The sequence below is a fragment of the Enterobacter hormaechei subsp. hoffmannii genome, assembly GCF_001729745.1.
In the GTDB taxonomy this organism is placed as follows: domain Bacteria; phylum Pseudomonadota; class Gammaproteobacteria; order Enterobacterales; family Enterobacteriaceae; genus Enterobacter; species Enterobacter intestinihominis.
On the sequence record NZ_CP017186.1, the window covers coordinates 2,280,498 to 2,302,659 of the forward strand.

Annotated in this window: 22 protein-coding genes and 1 pseudogene; 6 read left to right on the forward strand and 17 right to left on the reverse strand. The window is 56.1% G+C overall.

The window, feature by feature from the left end; translation table 11 throughout:
- Positions 1-54 precede the first annotated feature (54 nt).
- Positions 55-531, forward strand: a complete 477-nt coding sequence (locus BFV65_RS10700) for a GNAT family N-acetyltransferase (protein ID WP_022648220.1) — start codon at positions 55-57, stop codon at positions 529-531.
- 140 nt (positions 532-671) lie between these two features.
- Here the strand turns inward: BFV65_RS10700 and BFV65_RS10705 are convergent, their stop codons facing one another.
- The 12 genes and pseudogenes from BFV65_RS10705 to BFV65_RS10765 form a co-directional block, all read right to left on the reverse strand.
- A complete protein-coding gene (locus BFV65_RS10705) occupies positions 672-1,307 on the reverse strand; it encodes an ECs1377 family protein (RefSeq protein ID WP_022648221.1) in 636 nt (211 codons plus the stop codon).
- A gap of 90 nt (positions 1,308-1,397) precedes the next feature.
- Positions 1,398-2,399 carry a Kdo(2)-lipid IV(A) acyltransferase gene (locus BFV65_RS10710; protein ID WP_069596600.1) on the reverse strand — a complete coding sequence of 334 codons (1,002 nt, stop codon included), beginning with the start codon at positions 2,397-2,399 and terminating at the stop codon, positions 1,398-1,400.
- 185 nt (positions 2,400-2,584) lie between these two features.
- The gene (pptA, locus tag BFV65_RS10715; protein WP_022648223.1) at positions 2,585-2,815 is read right to left on the reverse strand and encodes a tautomerase PptA; all 231 of its coding nucleotides are present in this window, start codon (positions 2,813-2,815) and stop codon (positions 2,585-2,587) included.
- Positions 2,816-2,852: 37 nt separating this feature from the next.
- Positions 2,853-3,470, reverse strand: a complete 618-nt coding sequence (locus tag BFV65_RS10720) for a glutathione S-transferase family protein (RefSeq protein ID WP_022648224.1) — start codon at positions 3,468-3,470, stop codon at positions 2,853-2,855.
- Between the two features lie 166 nt (positions 3,471-3,636).
- Positions 3,637-4,524, reverse strand: coding sequence for a transporter substrate-binding domain-containing protein (locus BFV65_RS10725; RefSeq protein WP_022648225.1), 888 nt, complete (start codon positions 4,522-4,524; stop codon positions 3,637-3,639).
- 9 nt (positions 4,525-4,533) lie between these two features.
- On the reverse strand, positions 4,534-5,307 hold the full coding sequence (locus BFV65_RS10730) for an amino acid ABC transporter ATP-binding protein (RefSeq protein WP_022648226.1): 774 nt from the start codon (positions 5,305-5,307) through the stop codon (positions 4,534-4,536).
- Positions 5,291-6,217: an amino acid ABC transporter permease gene (locus BFV65_RS10735; protein ID WP_045308163.1), complete on the reverse strand. Its 927-nt coding sequence runs from the start codon at positions 6,215-6,217 to the stop codon at positions 5,291-5,293. Before BFV65_RS10735 ends, BFV65_RS10730 begins: the two co-directional genes overlap by 17 nt.
- Before the next feature lie 9 nt (positions 6,218-6,226).
- The gene (locus BFV65_RS10740) at positions 6,227-6,736 is read right to left on the reverse strand and encodes a GNAT family N-acetyltransferase (RefSeq protein WP_069596601.1); all 510 of its coding nucleotides are present in this window, start codon (positions 6,734-6,736) and stop codon (positions 6,227-6,229) included.
- A gap of 9 nt (positions 6,737-6,745) precedes the next feature.
- Positions 6,746-9,009: pseudogene (locus tag BFV65_RS23380) on the reverse strand (NtaA/DmoA family FMN-dependent monooxygenase).
- 16 nt (positions 9,010-9,025) lie between these two features.
- Positions 9,026-10,147, reverse strand: coding sequence for an amidohydrolase (locus tag BFV65_RS10755; RefSeq protein WP_017382285.1), 1,122 nt, complete (start codon positions 10,145-10,147; stop codon positions 9,026-9,028).
- Positions 10,144-11,145, reverse strand: coding sequence for an MsnO8 family LLM class oxidoreductase (locus BFV65_RS10760; protein ID WP_023306275.1), 1,002 nt, complete (start codon positions 11,143-11,145; stop codon positions 10,144-10,146). The genes BFV65_RS10755 and BFV65_RS10760 overlap by 4 nt, the downstream gene beginning before the upstream one ends.
- Before the next feature lie 108 nt (positions 11,146-11,253).
- The gene (locus tag BFV65_RS10765) at positions 11,254-11,652 is read right to left on the reverse strand and encodes a (R)-mandelonitrile lyase (RefSeq protein ID WP_032624190.1); all 399 of its coding nucleotides are present in this window, start codon (positions 11,650-11,652) and stop codon (positions 11,254-11,256) included.
- A gap of 112 nt (positions 11,653-11,764) precedes the next feature.
- Between BFV65_RS10765 and BFV65_RS10770 the strand changes: the two genes are divergently transcribed.
- Positions 11,765-12,655 carry a LysR family transcriptional regulator gene (locus tag BFV65_RS10770; protein ID WP_022648234.1) on the forward strand — a complete coding sequence of 297 codons (891 nt, stop codon included), beginning with the start codon at positions 11,765-11,767 and terminating at the stop codon, positions 12,653-12,655.
- 327 nt (positions 12,656-12,982) lie between these two features.
- A complete protein-coding gene (ansP, locus tag BFV65_RS10775; RefSeq protein ID WP_022648235.1) occupies positions 12,983-14,479 on the forward strand; it encodes an L-asparagine permease in 1,497 nt (498 codons plus the stop codon).
- A 92-nt stretch (positions 14,480-14,571) separates the two neighbouring features.
- Here ansP and yncE read toward each other — a convergent pair whose 3' ends face one another.
- Complete coding sequence (yncE, locus tag BFV65_RS10780; RefSeq protein ID WP_022648236.1) at positions 14,572-15,633, reverse strand: 7-bladed beta-propeller protein YncE; 1,062 nt, start codon at positions 15,631-15,633, stop codon at positions 14,572-14,574.
- A 247-nt stretch (positions 15,634-15,880) separates the two neighbouring features.
- On the opposite strand from yncE, the gene pqqU reads away from it, so the two are divergent.
- A complete protein-coding gene (gene pqqU / locus BFV65_RS10785; protein ID WP_069596602.1) occupies positions 15,881-17,998 on the forward strand; it encodes a TonB-dependent receptor PqqU in 2,118 nt (705 codons plus the stop codon).
- Positions 17,999-18,130: 132 nt separating this feature from the next.
- Here the strand turns inward: pqqU and BFV65_RS10790 are convergent, their stop codons facing one another.
- The 3 genes from BFV65_RS10790 to BFV65_RS10800 all read right to left on the reverse strand — a co-directional run bounded on the left by BFV65_RS10790 (position 18,131) and on the right by BFV65_RS10800 (position 20,732).
- Positions 18,131-18,799 (reverse strand): GntR family transcriptional regulator, encoded by a 669-nt coding sequence (locus BFV65_RS10790; RefSeq protein WP_022648238.1) that lies wholly within the window; start codon positions 18,797-18,799, stop codon positions 18,131-18,133.
- Positions 18,800-19,055: 256 nt separating this feature from the next.
- Positions 19,056-20,090, reverse strand: a complete 1,035-nt coding sequence (locus tag BFV65_RS10795) for an NADPH-dependent curcumin/dihydrocurcumin reductase (protein WP_069596603.1) — start codon at positions 20,088-20,090, stop codon at positions 19,056-19,058.
- 66 nt (positions 20,091-20,156) lie between these two features.
- On the reverse strand, positions 20,157-20,732 hold the full coding sequence (locus BFV65_RS10800; protein ID WP_017382277.1) for a helix-turn-helix domain-containing protein: 576 nt from the start codon (positions 20,730-20,732) through the stop codon (positions 20,157-20,159).
- A gap of 148 nt (positions 20,733-20,880) precedes the next feature.
- Between BFV65_RS10800 and BFV65_RS10805 the strand changes: the two genes are divergently transcribed.
- Together BFV65_RS10805 and BFV65_RS10810 are read left to right on the forward strand one after the other, a co-directional pair.
- Positions 20,881-21,399, forward strand: coding sequence for a GNAT family N-acetyltransferase (locus tag BFV65_RS10805; protein WP_069596604.1), 519 nt, complete (start codon positions 20,881-20,883; stop codon positions 21,397-21,399).
- The gene (locus tag BFV65_RS10810) at positions 21,396-21,845 is read left to right on the forward strand and encodes a DMT family transporter (protein ID WP_022648242.1); all 450 of its coding nucleotides are present in this window, start codon (positions 21,396-21,398) and stop codon (positions 21,843-21,845) included. The genes BFV65_RS10805 and BFV65_RS10810 overlap by 4 nt, the downstream gene beginning before the upstream one ends.
- Before the next feature lie 3 nt (positions 21,846-21,848).
- Here the strand turns inward: BFV65_RS10810 and BFV65_RS10815 are convergent, their stop codons facing one another.
- A complete protein-coding gene (locus BFV65_RS10815) occupies positions 21,849-22,082 on the reverse strand; it encodes a YdcY family protein (protein ID WP_022648243.1) in 234 nt (77 codons plus the stop codon).
- Positions 22,083-22,162: the final 80 nt, after the last annotated feature.

The window sequence follows — 22,162 nt, forward strand, 5'->3', positions numbered from 1 at the left end:
CATTAGCCTTTATGCTTATCCCCATCAACTACAAACAAAGATAAAGGGAAAGGAATGAGCATTACGATTCGTCAGGCGCGACCTGAAGATGCAGCGGCAATATACGATATGATTTACGAACTCGCAGTCTATGAAAAAGCGCCAGAAGAAGTGGTCACCACGCCGGACGAAATCCGTAAAACGCTGTTTGGTGCAGACAGTAAAACCGAAGCGCTGGTTGCCGAATATGCAGGCCATGCTGTGGGGTATGCCGTTTTTTTCACCAGCTATTCCACCTGGCTTGGCCGCAACGGCATCTATATGGAAGATTTGTATGTCTCCCCGGAATACCGCAGCAAGGGTGCGGGAAAAGCACTGCTTAAAAATATCGCGCAATGCGCAGTGGAACGTCACTGCGGCCGGCTGGAATGGAGCGTGCTTGACTGGAACCAGTCTGCAATTGATTTTTATCTGAGCATCGGCGCGGTACCGCAGTCCGAATGGGTACGCTATCGTCTTGATGGCGAGGCATTGCGGGCATTTGCTGAGTAGCAATGCCATCGCGTGAAACGCCCCTCTTTCTAAGGGGCATAATGTCAATGAAAGCGTTGCTGAAGCACGGTATATCTGAGAAAGAGCTTACCGTCTTTTTTTGTTTTCTCTGAGACGCTCGACGATTCAGCGACCGAGGCTCATTCCGGCTGCGTCAGGCTGTAGACAGGGATCCGCCGGGTTGTCATCGTTAGCGTATCAAACACCTCAGTCTCTGACGTCACAATCCTCGTGCCCGTTTTTCTTAGCCTCTGCACATCGGCCGCGATACGCTGAATGCCAAACCAGAAAAGCCCGTCGAGCGCCGTTACAGATAGTCCATTTTCGAGTGCCAGTTTGAGTCGTTCCCTGGGCGCTTTCACCTGCTGTGCAATTTGCCGGTAAGGTACTTCACTTCCGCCAGTGCTGTCGCTTCGCTGGATCCGCGTTTTCAGGTGATAGGTAAATTCGTCAGGAACGCCTTCCAGGTCCTGTTTAAGGCTGTAAACGCAGCCAAACCGCTTGCCGTTGAACAGGACATTTTTTTGACTGAGCTGGAACTCATTTCTGATCCCATCAATCAACTGCGGGGCGCGGGTGAGGAGTAACCGGAAGGGAAGCTCAAAGCTGGTCACATAATCCACATTCAGCAGCGCGAGACGCAAACGCTCTTCCGCACCGGATTTTTGCTCGCGACACTCGCGCATCACTTCTGCCCACTGGCGGGTCAGACGTTCTGGCTCGGCGACTTCGGTGAGGAGATATTTTTCAAGGTGATAGTCGACTCTTCCGGTCATATTTTGCATCCCGACAAGGTGGATGCGGTAATTCTATCCAGCGGCGCAGATTTTATAAAGGGCGGAGCGCAACGGCATCCGCCCCCTGTGTTACTGCTGGATACTCGACCGATCCGACATATCGCTGGCAGAGAAAGTTCTGACTGAGGACTGGACCTGTTTTTTTCGCGCATACCGGTCCGGTTGCCCTTCAGGACGCGTTTTGAAGCGACGATGCAGCCACATATATTGCTCGGGTGCCATCATCACCGCACGCTCAATCGCCCTGTTCATCTGCGTAGCCACGGCCACTTTATCGCCTCCCTGCAAGGTATCGCTAATATCGTCCAGGATAATCAGCTCATACCCTGTGCCGTCTGCTTTTCTGCGTGGTACAAACGGGATCACGGCCGGTCTGGCACTTTTCACCAGCATATAGCTCCCGGCAGTTGTCGCGGCGTCCGGGACGGCAAAAAACGGCACAAACACGCTATTCGTTTTTCCATAGTCGTGATCCGGGGCATACCACAGGATCTCGTTTTGCTTAAGCGCGCGGATCATGCCCTTCAAATCGTAGCGGTCGAGCATGGTTTTATTGGAACGCAGACGACCGCGCGTCTGTAGCCAGTCGAGCAACGCATTGTTGTTGGGACGATAGACGCCAATACCCGCGTTGAGCATGCCAAAGATGCGTGCGCCTAATTCCAGCGTGAGAAAATGCATGCCAATGAGCACCACGCCCCTTCCTTGCGCCCTTGCCTGTTCCATATGTTCGTAGCCGGTCACGCTGAAGTGTTTGCGCACGCGCCAGTCAGGCCAGAACCACGCGATGCCCGTTTCGATGACGCCCATTCCAACCGATTCAAAATTACGCTCAAGCAAACGCTCGCGCTCACCCTCTTTCATCTCCGGAAAGCAAAGCTCAAGATTTAGTCTGGCGATTTCCACGCGGCGTGGAAGCAGACGCATGGCCAGACGCCCGAGTCCGTGCCCTGCTTTTAACAGAAGCGAATATGGGAGCTGGACCGTACACCAGAGTGCGGCGATGCCTGCCCAACTGAGCCAGTAACGAGGATGAATAAAGGCGAGTGACAACCGAGGTAATTTTGTCATGAAAAAATTATCCTTTTACTATCTGTACTTAATCTGGTGCAGTTGTAGTGCTTACCTGCTGATTTAACGAATATTGTTCGGAGGAGTGAATTGTAGCGGAAACGTTGTGCTGTTTATTATCGATTTTTGCGAAAGGAATGAAAGGCGGGGATCGCCGGGTGATACTGCACCACCCGGCAGGCGAGTTACATCGAATAGCCGGGCTTCTTAATCAGTTCATCCAGTTTAGGTCCAATCTCGGTATCCCAGACCTGCGCCTTCCAGTCAGCTTCCTGGACTTCGTGAAGCGCCACGGAGATTGAGCGATCTTTGCTGTTCAGATGACGGACTATCGTTTCGGCGATATCCGCCGCCAGGGCCGTTTTTTGTTCGTCAGTCAGATCGCGTGGGAAACATTTGATATCAACGTGAGGCATGGGCAGGGCTCCTTTTATAGGTTAGCGTTCCACGTTATCAGATTATGTCGTTAGCTTTTAGCACCTTGTGCAGTTCTGGCAACGCGCAGACGGCATCCGCGATGGCGGTGATATTAGGTGCGTTGGTGGTAAACCACTCATGACCTGGCCCCCAGGTACGCACGACGGCAATATAGACGTCAAGCAGCGTTAGCTGTTGGCCAAAGGCATAAGGCGAGGCGCTGAGCTGGCTGTCAAACCACAGATAGAGGGATTTCCGGTACTCAATACAGTTTTTCTTCAGCTGTTCCGGGGCATCAGGCACCCAGCGTTCCGGGTAATCTGCATACGTAAAGGTGGGATAGACGTTCGCCACAAACCAGATGAGCAGGCGCTGAAACTGCTGGCGCTCGGCCTGCCCAACGGGCGGCGCGAGGTCGGGTCGTCTGTCGAGCACCATCAGGGCGATCGCCGCGGTTTCCGTCACGATCGCCCCATTTTCCAGCTCCAGCGTCGGCACCTGGCACAGCGGGTTCAGTTTCAACAGCAATTCGCGCTGCGGGCCGGGCTGGTCAAACCCATCCACGTTGACGAACTGATACGGGATGTCTGCCAGAGTCAGCATCACCTCACTGATTGCCGATCCCCAGCCGGGTACGCCATAGAGTTTGATCATGTTGCCTCCTCAGGGATGAAAACCCTAAGTGTATACCCGTCATACTTCAAGTTGCAGGTGCGTTGGCTGCATTCACTCACCCCAGTCACGTACTTATGTACGCTCCCGGGGATTCGTTCCCTTGCCGCCTTCCTGCAACTCGAATTATTTAGGGTATAGAGCACCATTAGTAGGTTATCCCGGGCGGATTAACGTCTGAAGACGTCACCGCTTCGCCCGCTTCCCCCCAGCGCGCCAGCACCTTTTGATAATCCCCGCGCTTAATCGCACCGTCCAGCGCAGCCTGCAACGCATACACCAGCCCATTGCCTTTTTTGGTTGTGGTGGCGACATAGGCTTTCTTCGGGCCTAATCCCACGACGCGGGTTTTGCCGGTTAACGCGGCTTTGTAGGCCGAAACGGACTGCGGTCCAAAGAAGACATCCGCCCTGCCGGACTGAATATAGAGATTGCCTGAGGCGTCGTCGGTCAGATAAACCGGCAACGCAGGCTCGCGCCCGGCCTTTTTATTCTCTTCGTTCCAGCCCAGCAGAATACGTTCCTGATTGGTGCCTGACCCGACAATCACCTTTTTACCGGCCAGATCTTTCGCACTGGTGATCGACTGTACGTTGCTGGTGGATTTCACCGAGAAGGCCAGGGAATCGACGCGATAGGTTGCAAAATCGAACTTCTCCTTACGTTGCTCGGTGACGGCGATATTCACCAACGCCACGTCATAGCGCCCGGAAGTGATCCCCAGCGGCCAGTCTTCCCACGCCGTTGGCACCAGCTTCAGCTTCAGCCCCAGACTGCCCGCCAGCAACCGGGCGATATCCGGGTCGCTGCCAATACGGGTGCGGTTATCACTGGCCAGCAGCGCCAGCGGCGGAGAATTCAGGGCTGAAATCGCCACCGTGAGGGTACCCGGCTCAACAAATTTATAGTTCGCCGGGATTTTCGCCACTGCCTGTTGATCAACCGTCACCGGCAGCGGCTGTTCGTTGGCCTTTAAATCAATGCTGGCGTGGCTCGCTGTCGTGAAGACCAGCCCCGCCAGGAGTCCATATTTCATCTGCGCTCCTTACAGCACTTTTGAGAGGAACTGGCGCGTTCGCGGATGCGACGGTCGGTTTAACACGTCGTCGCTGCTGCCCTGCTCCACAATTTTACCGTCGACCATAAATACCACCTGGTCCGCCACTTCCCGGGCAAAGCCGATCTCATGGGTGACCACCACCAGCGTAGTGCCGGAGCGGGCGAGCTTTTTAATCACGTCCAGCACTTCGCCAACCAGTTCCGGATCCAGCGCCGAAGTTGGCTCATCAAACAGCATCACGCGCGGGCGCAGCGCCAGCGCGCGGGCAATGGCAATGCGCTGCTGTTGGCCGCCGGAGAGGTGACGCGACCAGGCATCGGCTTTATCGCGCAGACCTACCACATCCAGAAGGCTGTAGGCGTTTTCAATAGCCTCTTTTTTACTGAACTTTTTATGCGCGATGGGTGCTTCAACCAGGTTTTCCAGCACCGTAAGATGCGGAAAAAGATTGAAGTTCTGAAACACGTACCCAACGTTGACGCGCTGTTTGAGGATCTCTTTCTCTTTGAGCTCGTAGAGTTTGTCACCCTGACGGCGATAGCCGATGTAATCCCCGTCAATCTGGATAAAGCCTTCGTCTACGCGCTCCAGATGGTTAATAGTGCGCAGCAGCGTCGATTTTCCCGATCCAGAGGGTCCGAGGATCACCGTCACGGAGCCCGGTGGGATCTCAAGCGTGACGTTATCGAGCGCTTTATGTCGGCCAAAAAACTTACTGACGCCGGTTATGGAAATGTGTCCTTCAGGAGAGGCTTGCATGAACGGGCTCCTGTGCTGACGAAGTGGTGACGGAACGCGCGCGGCTGGTCGCCCGGCTCTGGTTTACGGCGGAGCGGCGCTCGCTGCGGGCGAGTCCACGCTCAATAACATGCTGGATGGCAGACAGTACGGTGGTGATCACCAGATACCAGACGGCCCCCACCATCAACAGCGGGATCACCTCCTGGGTGCGGTTGTAGATCATCTGGATCGTGTAGAACAGTTCCGGCATCGCCAGCACGTAAACCATCGCCGTCCCTTTGGCGAGGCTGATGATTTCGTTAAACCCGGACGGCAGGATGGTACGCAGCGCCTGGGGGAGAATTATGCGCACGGTGCGACGCCACGCCGGCAGACCCAGCGCAGCGGCCGCCTCATACTGACCGTGGTCGACCCCAAGGAAGCCCCCGCGAATGATCTCCGCCGTATAGGCGCTCTGCACCAGCGTCAGCCCCATGATGGCGGTAGAAAACTGCCCGAGAACGTTGATGGTTTCAAAGCTGCCCCAGGTAATGCCGGTAAAAGGCACGCCGAGAGAGAGCGTGTCGTAGAGATAGGAGAAGTTATAGAGGATAATCAGTACCACGATCAGCGGCAGCGATCGGAACAGCCAGATGTAACCCCACGCCAGGCTGCTCAACAGCCATGATGACGAGAGCCGCGCCAGAGCCAGCATGCCGCCAATCACCACGCTCAGTACGGTGCTTATCAACGTCAGCAGCAGCGTCTGTCCGACGCCTTCGAGGATCACCGGGTCAAAGAACCAGCGGGCAAATACCGCCCATTCCCAGCGCGGATTAAAGGCCACGGACTGGATCACGACCGCCAGCACAAACAGCGCCACCACGGCGCCAGCAGCGCGCAGCGGATAACGTGCCGGGACCACTTTTATGGTTTCAACGTTGCTCATCGTCGCTCCTTATGCGGTTTTGCTGAGCGCTTCGCGGATCAGCGTCTTGGTGAAACGCAGCCGACCGTCGAACGGCGGCTGGCTATACTCTTCCGGGTCGCGGTTGAGATCGAACTGCGGCTGATACCCCTGACTGAGATAGAGCCGCACCGCCTCCGGCTGACGAAACCCCGTAGTCAGGTAGATGTGGCTGTAGCCCGCCAGCACCGCCCGGCGCTCCAGCTCCTGTACCACGCGCGCGGCCAGTCCCTGCTGGCGCAGCGTTTTATTCGTCCAGATACGTTTGATCTCTGCGGTATGTTCGTCGAAGGGCTTGTACGCCCCGGTGGCGATGATCTCACCCTCGCGCTCCAGGACGATAAACAGCCCCTGCGGCGCCAGGTACCACTCTGTCAGCTCGACTTCCGCATCCTTTGAAAAGTAGTCGCCGTAACGAGCGGCGTACTCACCGAAAAGCCCCGCGATAATGGGCTGAAGATCGGCATCTTCCGGCGAAACGTCACGAAATTGTTCATGCATAGCGCCTCCTTAATCGCCCAGACCCGCCGGGTTAACTTCGGAACTGGAGATACGCTCCACGCCTTCCCCCCAGCGGTTTAGCACCTTGTCGTAATCTCCGTTCTTGATCGCGCCGTTCAGCGCGGTTTGAACCGGTTCGACCAGGCCGCTGCCTTTTTTCAGCGTCACCGCGATATGCGCCGCCTTCGGCCAGCCGCCGTCGACGCTGCCGACAAGTTTGGTTTTACCGTTGAGCGCCGCTTTCCAGGCGCCGATCACGTTCGGGCCAAAGTAGGCGTCCGCGCGTCCCGACTGAAGTGCCAGCGTTTGGGCCGCGTCGTCTTTGGTGTAGATCGGCGTAAAGGGTTTCAGCCCTTTTTTGAGGTTCTCTTCGTTCCATGCCAGCAGAATGGCTTCCTGGTTGGTGCCGGAACCCACGATGATGCGCAGCCCGGCGATATCCTCTGCCTTCACAAGCGAGTTGATGGGACTGGTGGATTTCACGTAGAAGCCAAGTGAATCCTTGCGATAGGTGGCGAAGTCGAACTTCTCTTTGCGCGCTTTGGTGACGGTGATGTTGCTGATAGCCGCATCGTATTTCCCGGAGGCCACCCCCAGCGGCCAGTCCTCCCAGGAGGTGGGAACCACGTTCAGCTCCAGCCCAAGGCTGTCCGCCACCAGACGCGCAATGTCGACCTCACTTCCCAGCAGGGTCTTGTTGTCGTCGGAAAAGACCGTCAGCGGCGGTTGATTCAGTCCCGCCACCGCCACGGTAAATTTCCCCGGCACGGCAAAGCGATAGTCTTTCGGCAGTTGCGCGATCGCATCGCTGTTTTTGGCGGTATTGATCGGCGTTTTATTGGCCTCAATGCTCACGCCGGTGCCGTTAATATTGACGTTCTCTGCCCAGACGGCAGGGGTAAAAGCCAGCGCAAGCGCCAGAATAAGCGATGATTTCTGCATAGCGTTTTTCTCTTTTATTGTTGTGTGAACTGATTTTTGGGCTCGTCTAAGCCCAGACTTTCGCGCAGCGTGGTGCCGGGATAGTCGGTGCGGAACAGGCCGCGCGCCTGTAAAAGGGGGACCACCTGGTCGACAAAGCGCGGGAAGGTGTCCGGCGTACCGCCCTGAATGATGAAGCCATCCGCCGCCTTCTCTTCGAACCAGGCCTGTAAACCATCGGCCACCTGCTCCGGTGTGCCGGAAAAACGCGGGCGCGGCGATGCGGCTTCCAGCGCGACCTGACGAAGAGTTAAGTTGCGCTCACGGGCGTTACGCTTGATTTCATCGGTGGTGCTGCGGAAGCTGTTTTTGCCCAAATCGCCAATATCCGGGAACGGCGCGTCGAGGGAATACTGGCTGAAGTCGTGATGCTCGAAATAACGTCCAAGGTAATTCAGCGCATCATTAATGGAGACCAGTGCCGCCGTGGTTTGATACTGGTTTTCTACGTCATCGGCGTCGTTTCCAACAATCACGCTGACGCCCTGGAATATATGTAAATCCCCTGCGCGGCGGCCGTGACTTTCCAGCTGCTGTTTAACATCTCGGTAAAAAGCCTGGGCTTCTTCCAGCGTGTCATGGTGGGTAAAAATCGCGTCAGCATGTTTTGCCGCCAGCTTTTTACCGTCGTCGGACGCACCAGCCTGAAAGACAATCGGACGTCCCTGCGGGGTGCGGCCAATATTCAGCGGGCCAGAAACCCGGAAGAAATCACCGTGGTGATCCAGAGTATGCAGTTTCGACGCATCAAAGAACTGTCCGCTCTCTTTATTCCGGATAAAGGCATCCCCTTCCCAGGAGTCCCACAGCCCTTTCACCACGTCGAGATACTCATCGGCAATGCGGTAGCGCAGCGCATGCTCCGGGTGTTTTTCGCGGGAGAAGTTCTTCGCTGACCCTTCCAGCGGCGACGTCACCACGTTCCAGCCTGCGCGTCCGTTGCTCAGGTGATCGAGGCTGGCGAACTGGCGTGCAGCGGTGAAAGGCTCGCTGTACGAGGTGGATAACGTGCCGACCAGCCCCAGGCGCGAGGTGATACTCGCCAGCGCGGACAACACCGTCAGCGGCTCAAAGCGGTTTAAAAAATGCGGAATGGATTTCTCGTTAATATAAAGACCGTCGGCCACAAATATAAAGTCGAGCTTGCCCTCTTCTGCTTTTAAAGCCGTTTCTTTGACGAAATCAAAATTAATGCTGGCATCCGCGACCGCCGCCGGGTGGCGCCAGGCAGACATATTTCCGGATGCACCATGCAAAATGGTCCCCAGCCGCAATTGACGATGTGCAGACATATTCACCTCAAATTAATTAAACGTGTTGCAGGGCTTTTTCCGCGAGCTGAGCAAAATAGCGGGCAGCGGGTTCGATTAATGCTTCGTCCGGGTTAAATGCCGGGTGATGTAACCCAAACGGACTGTTGCTGCCAATGCTGACAAACGCGCCGGGTATGTTTTGCAGATAGACCGCGAAATCCTCCCCGCCCATGTGCAGTTCCGCATGCCGGGTTTCATATCCCGCTTCGCGCGCAACCGAGGTGGCAAACCCGGCCCAGTGCTCATCGTTCACCAGCGCGGTGGGTCCGGCGTACCAGGTGATGTTGATCTGCGCGCTAAAGGCGCTGGCAAATCCGGCGGCGATTTCACCGACGCGCGCTTTCACGTTCTGCTGCACTTCCGTGCGGTGCGTGCGCAGCGTGCCCTCCAGCTCAACGCTTTCCGGCAGCACGTTCCAGGTATTCCCCCCGGCGATGCGCGTCACGCTCAGAACGACCGAATCCAGCGTGTTAACGTTACGGCTGGCTACGCTTTGCAGCGCGGTCACCAGCTGGCTTGCCAGCACGATGGCGTCGTTGCCTTCATGGGGACGTGCGGCATGCGCGCCTTTGCCGGTAACATGAATAACGAAGCGATCGACGTTCGCATAGAATGGGCCGCCGCGCGTAGCAAACTCGCCGACCGGCAGTGAAGGCTCGTTATGCATTCCGAAAATCGCGCGTACGTCACGTAACGCCCCGGCCCGCACCATACTTTTTGCTCCGCCGAAATTCTCTTCCGCAGGCTGGAACAGGATCCGCACGCGACCGTTGAGCGAGGCTTCCCGCTCCTTTAGCTTTAACGCAGCGCCGAGGATCACGCTGGTGTGGATGTCATGGCCACAGGCATGCATCACCCCCGCACGCCGGGAGCTAAACGGTACCCCACTGCGCTCGTCGATGGGTAACGCGTCGATATCGGCGCGCAGCGCAACCAGTGCGTTGCCCGTGCCGATCTCCGCAACCAGCCCGGTCTGGAGATCGTAAGGCAGCGGTGCAATCCCGGCCGCCGTCAGCCACTCGCGCAGACGCGCCGTTGTTTCGACCTCCTGACCGGAGAGTTCAGGGTTCTGGTGCAGCTCACGGCGCCAGGCAATCAGTTGTTCGCTAAAGCTCATACGGTCACCTCCCTGTTAAATCGCGCCTCGGCCAGCAGTCGCAGTGACTGCACGCGCGTTGCGCCATCAGCGACCGGCGTGTCGATGATAAATTCGTCAATTCCCCACTGCTGATGCAGCGCGTTGAGCTGTTCAAGCACCGAATCCGCCGTTCCGGCCAGCAGAGACTGCGCCCGACGCGCGATGCGCACCGGGTCACTCCCCGCCTGCCGCGCAAAGGCGTAGGCCTGTTCTTCGCTGGCCACGGTGACGCGCTGTCCGTTTACCAGCTCCACGCCCCACACTTCAACCTTCTGCGCCAGCGCATCGGCCTCAGCCTGGGTTGGGGCAACAATGACCTGCACGGCCACAATCACCTCCCGGACGCTGTGTTGACGCCACGCTGTGACGACCTCGCGCAGCAGCTCAGGATCACCGTTCAGATGGGCGGCAAAGACAAAATGCCAGTCGAGGGAGGCCGCCAGTAGCGCGCTTTCGGTACTGGCGCCCAGCAGAAATCCTCGGGCAGGCACCGGCGGCAGCGGCGTGGCGCGAACGTCCTCCTCCGCTGACTGATTTTCAGGGCGGATCCAGCGATCAAGCTGCGTCAGTTGTTCAGTAAAGCTGCCTTTTTCCTGCGGATTTAGGCCGTACTGCAAGGCGCGGGTAGAAAGCGGCAGACCGCCGGGCGCTTTGCCAACGCCCAGATCAACCCGGCCCGGCGCAATGGCGGCCAGTACGTTAAAATTTTCGGCGACTTTATAGGGGCTGTAATGTTGCAGCATGACGCCGCCTGAGCCCACGCGAATACGTTTTGTTTGCCCGAGGATCCAGGCAATCAGCAGCTCCGGCGAGGGGCTGGCAAGCTGCGGGGTATTGTGGTGTTCGGCAATCCAGAAGCGGTGATAACCCAGCGTTTCTGCCTGTTGCGCCAGTGCTAAGGTTCGCGCCAGCGCATCGGCGGCTGTTTCGTGTTCTGCGACGGGGCTTTTATCCAGAATGCTGATTCGCCATGACATGTTGCGTTCTCGTTTGACTTAACATGTCGTCATTATTAAAGGCGGATTTCACCTCTGAGAAACAATTAATTTACATTTGGATTGCCGGAAATCAGCTATAGCTTACCGCTACTCGTTCGGATACTGCTCGTCGGTGACCTTCTCCAGCCATGCCACCGGGCTCCCGTCGACAGCTTCTGCGATGGCGATATGGGTCATGGCCGTCTGCACGCTTGCACCGTGCCAGTGCTTCACGCCGGGTGGGATCCAGGCGATATCACCCTGATTCAGCGGTTCCGCCTCTTTCCCCCACTCCTGTAACCAGCCGCGCCCCTGCGTCACGATCAGCGTTTGTCCAAGAGGATGCGTATGCCAGGCGGTACGTGCGCCGGGTTCAAAGGTGACGGTCGCGCCGCCGACTTTTGCCGGTTCAGTCGCCTGGAAAGGTGCGTCAATGCGCACGCTGCCGGTAAACCAGGCCTCTGGCCCATGAACGGAAGGTAGCGAACCGCTACGGATAATTTTCATGATCTACTCCTCGTTTGCTATTGCGTTAACAGTAGCGTAAAGCCATGGGGAGCATTAGAGTGCATAATCAGAAAGGAACTATGAGTTCAATTCATAAATAGGATAAGCCGCCATGTTAAAAGACAACTTCAACGATCTGCTCTCCTTTATGGTTGTCGCCCGGGAGCGCAGCTTTACCCGCGCCGCGGCGCAGCTTGGGGTATCTCAGTCGGCGCTCAGTCACGCGATGCGCAATCTGGAAGCGAGGCTGGAAGTCCGTCTGTTAACCCGCACCACCCGCAGCGTGGCCCCTACCGAGGCCGGCGAGCAACTCTTCATGCGCTTAAGCCCCCATCTGCTGGAGATCGAGCAGGAACTTACCGCGCTGCGTGATACCCGCGACAGACCTGCCGGGAATATTCGCCTAACCGCCGGGGAGCACGCCATGTCTGCCGTGCTGTGGCCTGTGCTTAAACCCTTTATGGCGCAGTATCCTGACATCAACGTTGAAGTCACGGTGGACGATGGGCTGACAGATATTGTCGATGGCCGCTTTGACGCGGGGGTGCGTCTGGGTGAGCAGGTGGCGAAAGATATGATTGCGATACGTATTGCCCCGGACATGCGCATGGCGGTCGTCGGGTCGGCAGACTATTTGCATCGTTTCGGGGTACCGGAAACACCGGAGCAGCTTGATCAGCACCGCTGCATTAATATGCGCCTGCCCACACGCGGCGGATTATATGCCTGGGAATTTGAACGGGACGGACGTGAGCTGCGCGTGCGGGTTGACGGCCAATTGATCCTCAACAGCCTGCCGCAACGCATTGATGCCGCCGAAAACGGTCTGGGGCTGGCGTACGTCCCGGAAGATGCGGTTCAGGACGCCCTTGCTGAGGGCCGGTTAGTGCGTGTGCTTGAAGCCTGGTGTCCGGCTTTTGCCGGTTATCATCTCTATTATCCGAGCCGCCGCCAGCACACTTCCGCGTTTTCATTACTTATCGCAGCTCTGCGGCATCCATAAGCTCTACCTATAGGTAACTATTAAGTAAACCTGATGATTAAATCAGCATTCGCCGACCTTTTTGCCTAAAAAAACGTCACGATTCAGCGCGTTGTGATCGCAGTCTGCTCTGACCACACGATTTCCTTCGACGAGCATCACTTTCGGCACGGTTATATTTTGCGTCGCTTATCAATTGCGGGTAGGATGCCTCGCCATGTTTTGCCTTATCCATACACAGAATGACTGGAAAGGCAGCATGTGTCTGCGCAGAAGCAATCGTTTGTTTCGGCTTCTTCCAGGCAGGACTATCACGTTAATGGTTCAGACAGGCAAACAGGTAACTCAATGAAAACAAGCAATAAAAGCGCAGCCGATCATCATGCTGCTAAACGTCGCTGGTTGAACTCTCATGAAGAGGGCTATCACAAGGCGATGGGCAACCGTCAGGTTCAGATGATCGCCATCGGCGGCGCTATCGGTACAGGTCTTTTTTTAGGTGCAGGCGCACGTCTGCAAATGGCTGGCCCCGCTCTCGCCCTGGTCTATCTGGTGTGCGGGATCTTCTCTTTCTTCATTCTTCGCGCCCTCGGCGAGCTGGTGCTCCACCGCCCTTCCAGCGGTAGCTTTGTCTCTTACGCCCGTGAATTTCTCGGTGAAAAGGCCGCGTATGTCGCGGGCTGGATGTACTTCGTTAACTGGGCAATGACCGGTATCGTCGATATCACCGCCGTTGCGCTGTACATGCACTACTGGGGCGCGTTTGGCGATGTGCCGCAGTGGGTGTTCGCCCTCGGGGCGCTGGCAATCGTCGGGACCATGAACATGATCGGCGTGAAATGGTTCGCCGAGATGGAGTTCTGGTTCGCGCTGGTGAAGGTGCTGGCCATTGTGATCTTCCTGGTGGTCGGGACCGTATTCCTCGGCACCGGTAAACCGCTGGACGGCAACGCCACCGGCTTCCACCTGATTACCGATAACGGTGGTTTCTTCCCGCACGGCCTGCTGCCAGCGCTGGTTCTGGTCCAGGGCGTGGTATTCGCCTTTGCCTCCATCGAACTGGTCGGTACGGCGGCAGGTGAATGTAAAGATCCGCAGACGATGGTGCCTAAAGCCATCAACAGCGTGATCTGGCGTATCGGTCTGTTCTATGTGGGCTCCGTGGTATTGCTGGTACTGCTGCTGCCGTGGAATGCATACCAGGCGGGGCAAAGCCCGTTTGTGACCTTCTTCTCTAAGCTGGGCGTGCCGTACGTGGGCAGCATCATGAACATCGTGGTACTGACTGCCGCGCTCTCCAGCCTGAACTCCGGGCTCTATTCGACGGGCCGTATCCTGCGCTCCATGTCGATGGGGGGCTCTGCGCCGAAGTTTATGTCGAAGATGAGCAAGCAGCAGGTGCCTTACGCGGGTATTCTGGCTACGCTGGTGGTGTATATCTTTGGCGTGTTCCTGAACTATCTCGTGCCGTCTCAGGTGTTTGAGATCGTGCTGAACGTCGCTGCGCTGGGCATCATCGCCTCCTGGGCCTTTATCGTGGTGTGTCAGATGCGTCTGCGCAAAGCAATTAAAGAAGGGAAAGCGGCTGACGTCAGCTTCAAGCTGCCGGGCGCGCCGGTAACATCCTGGCTTACCCTGCTATTCCTGTTGAGCGTGCTGGTGCTGATGGCCTTCGACTACCCTAACGGCACCTACACCATCGCTACAATCCCGCTGCTGGCGGTGCTGTTGATTGCCGGCTGGTTTGGCGTGCGTAAACGCGTGAATGAAATCCACAGTACCGCCCCGGTTCATCCTGGAGATGACAAACAGGATGGTCCGCTGGTGGAAGAGACGTCGCGTTAATAAAAAAGCCGGGTGGCGGCTACGCCTTACCCGGCCTGCATTTCATTGTTTTCCAGGCCCGGTAAGCGCAGCGCCACCGGGCAATTCCCACCTTAAAGCGCGATACGAATCACATCGTCAGGCTGAGTGGCTTCCTGCTGACGGGTAGACTTCTGTTTCACCGTCACGTACAGCGTTTTACCGTCCGCAGACAGCGCCAGGCTGTTCGGGTAAACCGGCGTATCGAAGGTTTTGGTCACTTTGTAAGTTTTGGCATCAATCACGCTCACCTTGCCCGCCTCGCGGTGCGTCACATAGGCTTCGTTACGCGCCGGGTTAAACAGTACGGCCAGCGATTCTGGCGCGGCGATTTTCTGCATTACGCTGCCATCTTTCAAATTCACCACCAGCACTTCAGGCTGTTTTGAATCCGTCACAAACGCACGCTGGCCGGCAGTGTCCAGGCTCAGGTTCAGGTAGAAGTGCTCTTTTCCGTCTTCCTGTACTTTCTTACGGCTGAGGATTTTGTTGGTCGCGGTATCAATGGTCACCAGCTCACCGTCCGCATTGGTGGTATACAGGCGTTTTGCCTTCGCATCCAGCGCCAGTCCGGTGCTGAACGTGCCGGTGTTCGTGATGGTGTCCTTCAGCTTCAGCGTTGCGCCATCAACAACCCAGATCACGCTCTCCTTGCCGATGCCGGTAATGTATACCGTATTGGTCGTGTCATCGGCCACCAGCTGGCGCGGCTGAAGCGGCTTCACCGTGTCGCTACGTTTGCGATCGTCCAGCACCAGGCGCCCTTTCACCTCGCTCGTTTTGGCGTCAATCGCCGTCACGGCGCTGTTGACGGTGTTACCGAACCACAGCGTCTGGGTGGCGTTATCGATCGTGGCGCCAAACGGCTTGAGATCGTTATGAATCGCCTGCGTCACTTCCAGCGTGACCGGATCCAGACGATAGACCACGCCGCCCTTATCGGTTTTGCGGCTTTGTGACGTCGCAACCCACAGCGCGTTTTCCTGCTGGCTGACGGCCATTTCATACGCGCCCTTGCCGACCGCTTTGCGCAGCATCTCTTCAGCGGCATGAACCTGGAACGTACCGGCAAACAGTAAAGAGCCCAACAGCAGAGACCCACGCAGGCGCGGCGAGCACAGATGACGTAAAGACATAACAATTCCTTTTTAAATGAGGAGATTTACCGCTGACATCGCTTCCGGCGGGCAAAGTCATCGCTTTGCCGTTATTTTAATGAGAATAGTAATCATTAATGAGTTGAATGTGGAGTATTTCTTTCCTGCAAAACCTTACATTCACGAAATGTGCGGTTATAGTTTTCATAACATTTACAAAGGATTTAACATATATACACAGGTTCCAGTTGATTTGGTTCGAATTTTTTCTTAACCGGCTTACTCCATGAAAATTATTACTGCCCATAAGGCCTCACTACCCCTGTTGTTCGTTCCCGTCATTTTTGGCCCGCTGAGTGCGATGGCCGCGGATGAACAGACCATGATCGTCAGCGCCACGCCGCAAACCGTCTCCGAACTGGACACCCCGGCCGCAGTCAGCGTGGTGAGCGGCGAGGATATGCGACATGCCACACCGCGCATCAACCTTTCTGAATCCCTTGGGAGCGTACCTGGCCTGCAAATCCAGAACCGCCAGAACTATGCTCAGGATCTGCAACTTTCCGTTCGCGGATTCGGCGCGCGCTCAACCTTCGGCGTACGCGGGATCCGCATGTACGTGGACGGCATTCCGGCAACCATGCCCGATGGCCAGGGGCAGACATCAAACATTGACCTCAACAGCATAGAGAGCGTCGACGTGCTGCGCGGCCCCTTCTCTGCCCTGTACGGTAATGCCTCCGGCGGCGTGATCAACATCAACACCCAGACCGGACAACAGCCAGCCACCATTGAAGCCAGCAGCTATTACGGCAGCTACGGCACCTGGCGTTACGGTATGAAGGCCACCGGGGCGGTGGGTGATGGTACTCAGGCGGGCGATGTGGATTACGCCGTATCCACTACCCGTTTTACCACCCATGGCTATCGCGACCACAGCGGCGCGCGCAAAAACCTCGCCAACGCGAAACTGGGCGTGCGTATTGATGATGTCAGCAAGCTGACGCTGATTTTTAACAGCGTGGACATGAAAGCCAACGATCCGGGCGGACTGAGTTATCAGGAGTGGCAGAATAACCCGCGCCAGTCACCACGTGGCGATCAGTACAACACGCGTAAGACCATTAAGCAGACCCAGGCCGGGATCCGCTACGACCGTCAGCTGAGCGAACAGGACGACCTCAGCGTGATGATGTATGCCGGTGAGCGTGAAATGACTCAGTACCAGTCCATTCCGGCGTCCACTCAGCGCGAGAATCCTGCGCATTCGGGCGGTGTGATTGATATGCAGCGTCACTATCAGGGTATTGATACGCGCTGGACCCACCGCGGCGAACTGCTGGTTCCGGTGACATTTACCACCGGGTTGAACTACGAAAACATGAGCGAAAATCGTCGCGGGTATGAGAACTTCGTGATGGGCAACGGCGTGCCAGATTATGGCGTGAAGGGTAATAAACGCCGTGACGAACGCAATCTGATGTGGAACCTGGATCCCTACCTGCAAACCCAGTGGCAGCTAACGCAAAAACTGTCCTTAGAGGCGGGCGTACGTTATAGCTCCGTCTGGTTTGACTCCAACGATCGTTACATTACCCCGCAAAACGGTGATGACAGCGGCGACGCCAGCTACCACAAATGGCTCCCGGCAGGTGCGGTGAAATACGCCGTGACCGACGCATGGAACCTGTATGCCGCGGCAGGACGGGGATTTGAGACGCCGACCATCAACGAACTTTCCTACCGTTCTGATGGCAAAGGTGGCCTCAATATGAACCTGCAACCGTCCACCAACAACACCTATGAGATTGGCAGCAAAACCCGCATCGGCAATGGCATCCTGACGGCGGCGCTGTTCCGCACGGATACCGACAATGAGATCGTGGTGGACGAAAGCAAGGATGGTCGCACGACTTATAAAAACGCGGGAAAAACGCGCCGTCAGGGTGTGGAAATTGCGCTCGACCAGCAGTTTGCCGAGAACTGGAAGCTGAAGATGGCGTGGACCTATCTTGATGCCACCTACCGCACCAACGTCTGTAGCAATACAGACTGTAGCGGCAACCGGATGCCGGGGATCGCCCGTAACATGGGATATGCGTCGTTTGGCTGGGAGCCTGAGGAAGGCTGGTACGCGGGGGCAGATGCCCGCTACATGAGCGATGTCATGGCCAACGATACCAACACCGCTAAAGCGCCCTCTTATACCGTTGTGGGCCTGAATACCGGCTATAAACTCAACTACGGCAAATGGGGAATGGACGTCTTTGGTCGCGTCGATAACCTGTTCGATAAAGAGTACGCCGGTTCAGAGATTGTTAACGCTGGCTACAACCGCTATTACGAACCTGCCCCTGGTCGTAACTATGGCGTGGGCCTGTCGGTCTCTTATCGTTTTGAGTAAACCATTCTCCGGCAGCGCACGTTGCCGGTAAAAAAATAAGCAAAATAACATCATTCCCGGTTGCCTGATGCGCCGGGAATATAATCAAGGACGTTTGATACAAATAAACAAATAAGTGCGCCAGAGGGATCCTTAACTGTAGTATTGCCGTTGCAGAAGAATATTGGCTTCATCAATGGCTTTGTCGATCGCTTCCCGGCTGGCCGTCACATCCCTTTGCTCAAGCGCAGAAAGCAGATCGTCATAATGATAGGTCGCTGCGGGAACCTCGCTTAACTCTTCATGCAGATAGTGAATGCACGGACCAATCCGTACCCAGAGCTGCTCAATCAGCGAGTGAAGGGTCGGCATCTCGGCATACTGATAGAGCGTGAACCGGAACACGCGGTTGGCATGGATCGCTTTCTGTACATCGCCCTGATGCATGGCGGCACTGAAGTTATCTGACAGCGCGCGTAACGCATCCAGTTTGGTCTCGGTCATATTCTGGCACGCCGCCGCAACGGCCATCGGTTCAAGCTGCTTTCTGATGGCGTTAATTTCGTTATAGCGTTCCAGCGTCACTTCTGGCACCAAAAACGCCTGCGCTGGCGTGGCCTGTAATGCCCCCGCCGACACCAGGCGCAGCAGGGCTTCGCGCACCGGTGTGATACTGGTGCCCAATTTATCCGCAATCTCTTTTGTAACGAGTCGAGCCCCAGGTTTTAATGAGCCCGTAATTAATGCTCCCTTTAAACTGTTCTCTACTTGCAAAGTCAGACTGATTCTTTGTGCTTTTTCCATATGTTCCAAATCAAGCATGTTTAATTCCCGTAGCCAAACAAAATGCCATTTTCAGCGTCTGTTTAAAAAAACATCGCCGGTTAGATATATCCTGTATCGTCATGCCTGGTATGAGGGGCGCGCGTAATATTAAAATCGTTCAAATAATATTGCATTTTTTACTTCTGGCTCAGCTGGGCCGAGGCGCGCAAAGCTTATGGATTAATTAAAGACAATATATCGTATCTTCACAAATAATTATGGCGGACACTGCCCGCCATAACCGATGCTCTGTTTAGTCGGCCGCCACGCGGATCACAACCTTGCCGAAGTTTTTCCCCTCAAGCAGGCCAATCAGGGAGTCCGGCGCCGCGTCCAGCCCTTCCGTAACCTGCTCGCGATAGTGAATTTTGCCTTCCTGCACCCAGCGGCCCATTTCCTGCTGGAACTCGTCAATACGATGACCATAGTCCTGCGCGATAATAAAACCCTGCATACGGATGCGTTTTTTCAGGATGGTCCCCATCAGTAGCGGTAAGCGGTCCGGACCCTCCGGCAGGTTGGTCGCATTGTAGCCGCTGACCAGTCCGCAAACCGGCACGCGCGCGGAGGTATTCAAGAGCGGCAGCACGGCGTCAAAGACTTTACCGCCGACGTTTTCGTAATACACATCAATGCCCTGCGGGCAGGCTTTAGCCAGTTGTTCGTCAAAATCATCCGCATGGTGATCCAGACAGGCATCGAAACCGAGCACGTCGACCGCATGATGGCATTTCTCCTCCCCGCCAGCCACGCCGATGACCCGGCATCCTTTGATTTTACCGATCTGCCCCACCGTTGCGCCGACCGGCCCCGTGGCCGCCGCCACGACAAGGGTTTCCCCTGCCTGAGGCTGGCCGATATCGAGCAGCCCCATATACGCGGTGAAGCCCGGCATCCCTAGCACGCCGAGTGCCCATGAAGGATGCGACGGGTTTTCACCCAACTTCACCAGCCCCTGCCCGTCGGATAGTTCATACTCCTGCCAGCCGCTGTAACCCAGAACCCATTCACCCTCTTTATAATCCGGATGACGGGAGGTCTCGACGCGGCTTACCGTGCCGCCCACCATCACCGCGCCAATCTCGACCGGAGGTGAATAGGATGGCGCATCGCTCATACGGCCTCGCATGTACGGATCAAGCGAGAGCCATACGGTGCGTAATAACACCTGCCCCTCTGCGGGCGCGGGGATCGGCTGCTCTTCCAGGCGGAAATTATCGGCAACCGGCGCGCCGTGTGGACGGGAAGCCAGTACCCAGCGTCGGTTTTGCGTAGTAGATTGACTCATTCATCGCTCCTTACTGCTGAAAATGTCATTCAAGTCTGGCACGTTATCCTGCGGATCGCCTGTGCATTATGAGCCGGACTGATTAAGCCGCACGACCAGATAAAGGCACGATTCATCCGTTTCGTTGATAAACCGGCAGTCGTTCGGCGGCCCGAGTTCCAGACAATCTCCGGCCTTCATTTCATGGCGAGTATCCCCCTCCAGAAAGACCAGTTCACCTGCCTGCAACCAAATCAGCTGTCGTGCCAGCGCATAAGAGGAGGCGGGCATCGGCACATCGCTACCTGCGGGTAGCTCCACCTGGACGAGGTCGATAGGCATATCGCTGCGCGGCGACACATGGCGACGCAAATAGTGGGTTTGCGGATCGCGCCAGACGGGCTGGTTCGCCAGACGTAACAGTTTGCCCTCCTGCATTTCCGCGCGCGCAATAAGCGTAGACATGCTAATACCGAAGGCACCGGATAACCGCGCAAGCAGCGTCGCCGTTGGGCTACTGTCACCCCGTTCAATCTTATGGATCATGGCGCGTGAGATACCTGCCCGTTCGGCCAGTTCGCTTAATGACCAGCCCCGCGACTCGCGTTCAAGGCGTATGCGGGCGCTAATGCGTTGATTCATATTGTCTGTCATTGTATTCATGACGTCATACTATAGTGTACGGATGGTTTTTCGGGGCAGTTTTGTGACAAAAAAATAGGGATTTTGTCGTAGCGATGCAATATAAGAACTGTGTAATATTGTGAGTAAATCGTACTACTATAGTGAACAACACAGCCAGAGGTTACCCATGATTGTTCGTCATGCCTGCAAAGAAGATTGTGCCGCTATCGGTGAAATTTATAACCATGCGGTGCTGCACACCGCCGCCATCTGGAATGATAAAACTGTCGACACCGATAACCGTATCGCATGGTTTGAGGCGCGTACTCTGTCGGGTTATCCAGTGCTGGTCAGTGAAGAAGACGGAATGGTGACGGGATACGCCTCATTTGGCGACTGGAGAGCGTTCGACGGATTTCGCCACACGGTAGAGCACTCGGTGTACGTTCATCCCGAACATCAGGGCAAAGGCATTGGCCGGCTGCTGATGAAGGAGTTAATCAAGGAAGCCGGCCAGATCGGCAAACACATGATGGTTGCCGGTATTGAGGCGCAGAACCAGGCGTCAATTCATCTGCACGAAACCCTTGGCTTTATTACCACCGGCAATATGCCGCAGGTGGGAACCAAATTCGGTCGCTGGCTGGACTTAACCTTTATGCAGCTCCAGCTTGATGAGCGCAGCGATCCGGATGCTCTGCCATGAATCAATCGTTGACGTTAGCATTTCTGGTAGCCGCCGGGATTGGGCTGGTGGTGCAAAACACCCTGATGGTGCGCATTACGCAATCTTCCTCCACCATTCTTATCGCCATGCTGCTGAACTCGCTGGTGGGGATTGTGCTGTTTGTCAGCATTTTGCTGGTGAAAAATGGCCTGGCGGGGTTTAACGAACTGGCGTCAACGGTGCGCTGGTGGACGTTGATCCCCGGCCTGCTGGGGTCTTTTTTTGTCTTTGCCAGTATTAGCGGCTATCAGAATGTGGGCGCGGCAACGACCATTGCCGTGCTGGTAGCAAGCCAGCTGATTGGCGGCCTGGTGATGGACATCCTCAAGAGCAACGGTGTCCCCCTGCGCGCGCTGGTTGGCCCGGTCTGCGGCGCAGTGATGCTGGTGGTCGGCGCCTGGCTGGTGGCACGGCGCCAGTTTTAACCCTTACAGAATAGTCCCGCCCTGCGTAAGGTGGGCATGGCGCGCCTCCGCCTCTTCTTTATGCTGCTTACCATGATGCGCAATCGCGGTGCGCAGGCGCTGCTGCTGGGTATAGCGATCTTCACGGCTGAGCTCTGCATCATCGCTTAATTCGATCAGCAGTTCGTTCATGTGAGTAATTACGCTCTCTTCGATGGTGGCATCGACGCGGGCGATAACATCATTTAAATGTGACATTGTCACTCCTTTTCACGTGCCCGGTGGCGCTACGCTTACCGGGCCTACATTTGACACCCGTAGGCCGGGTAAGGCATAGC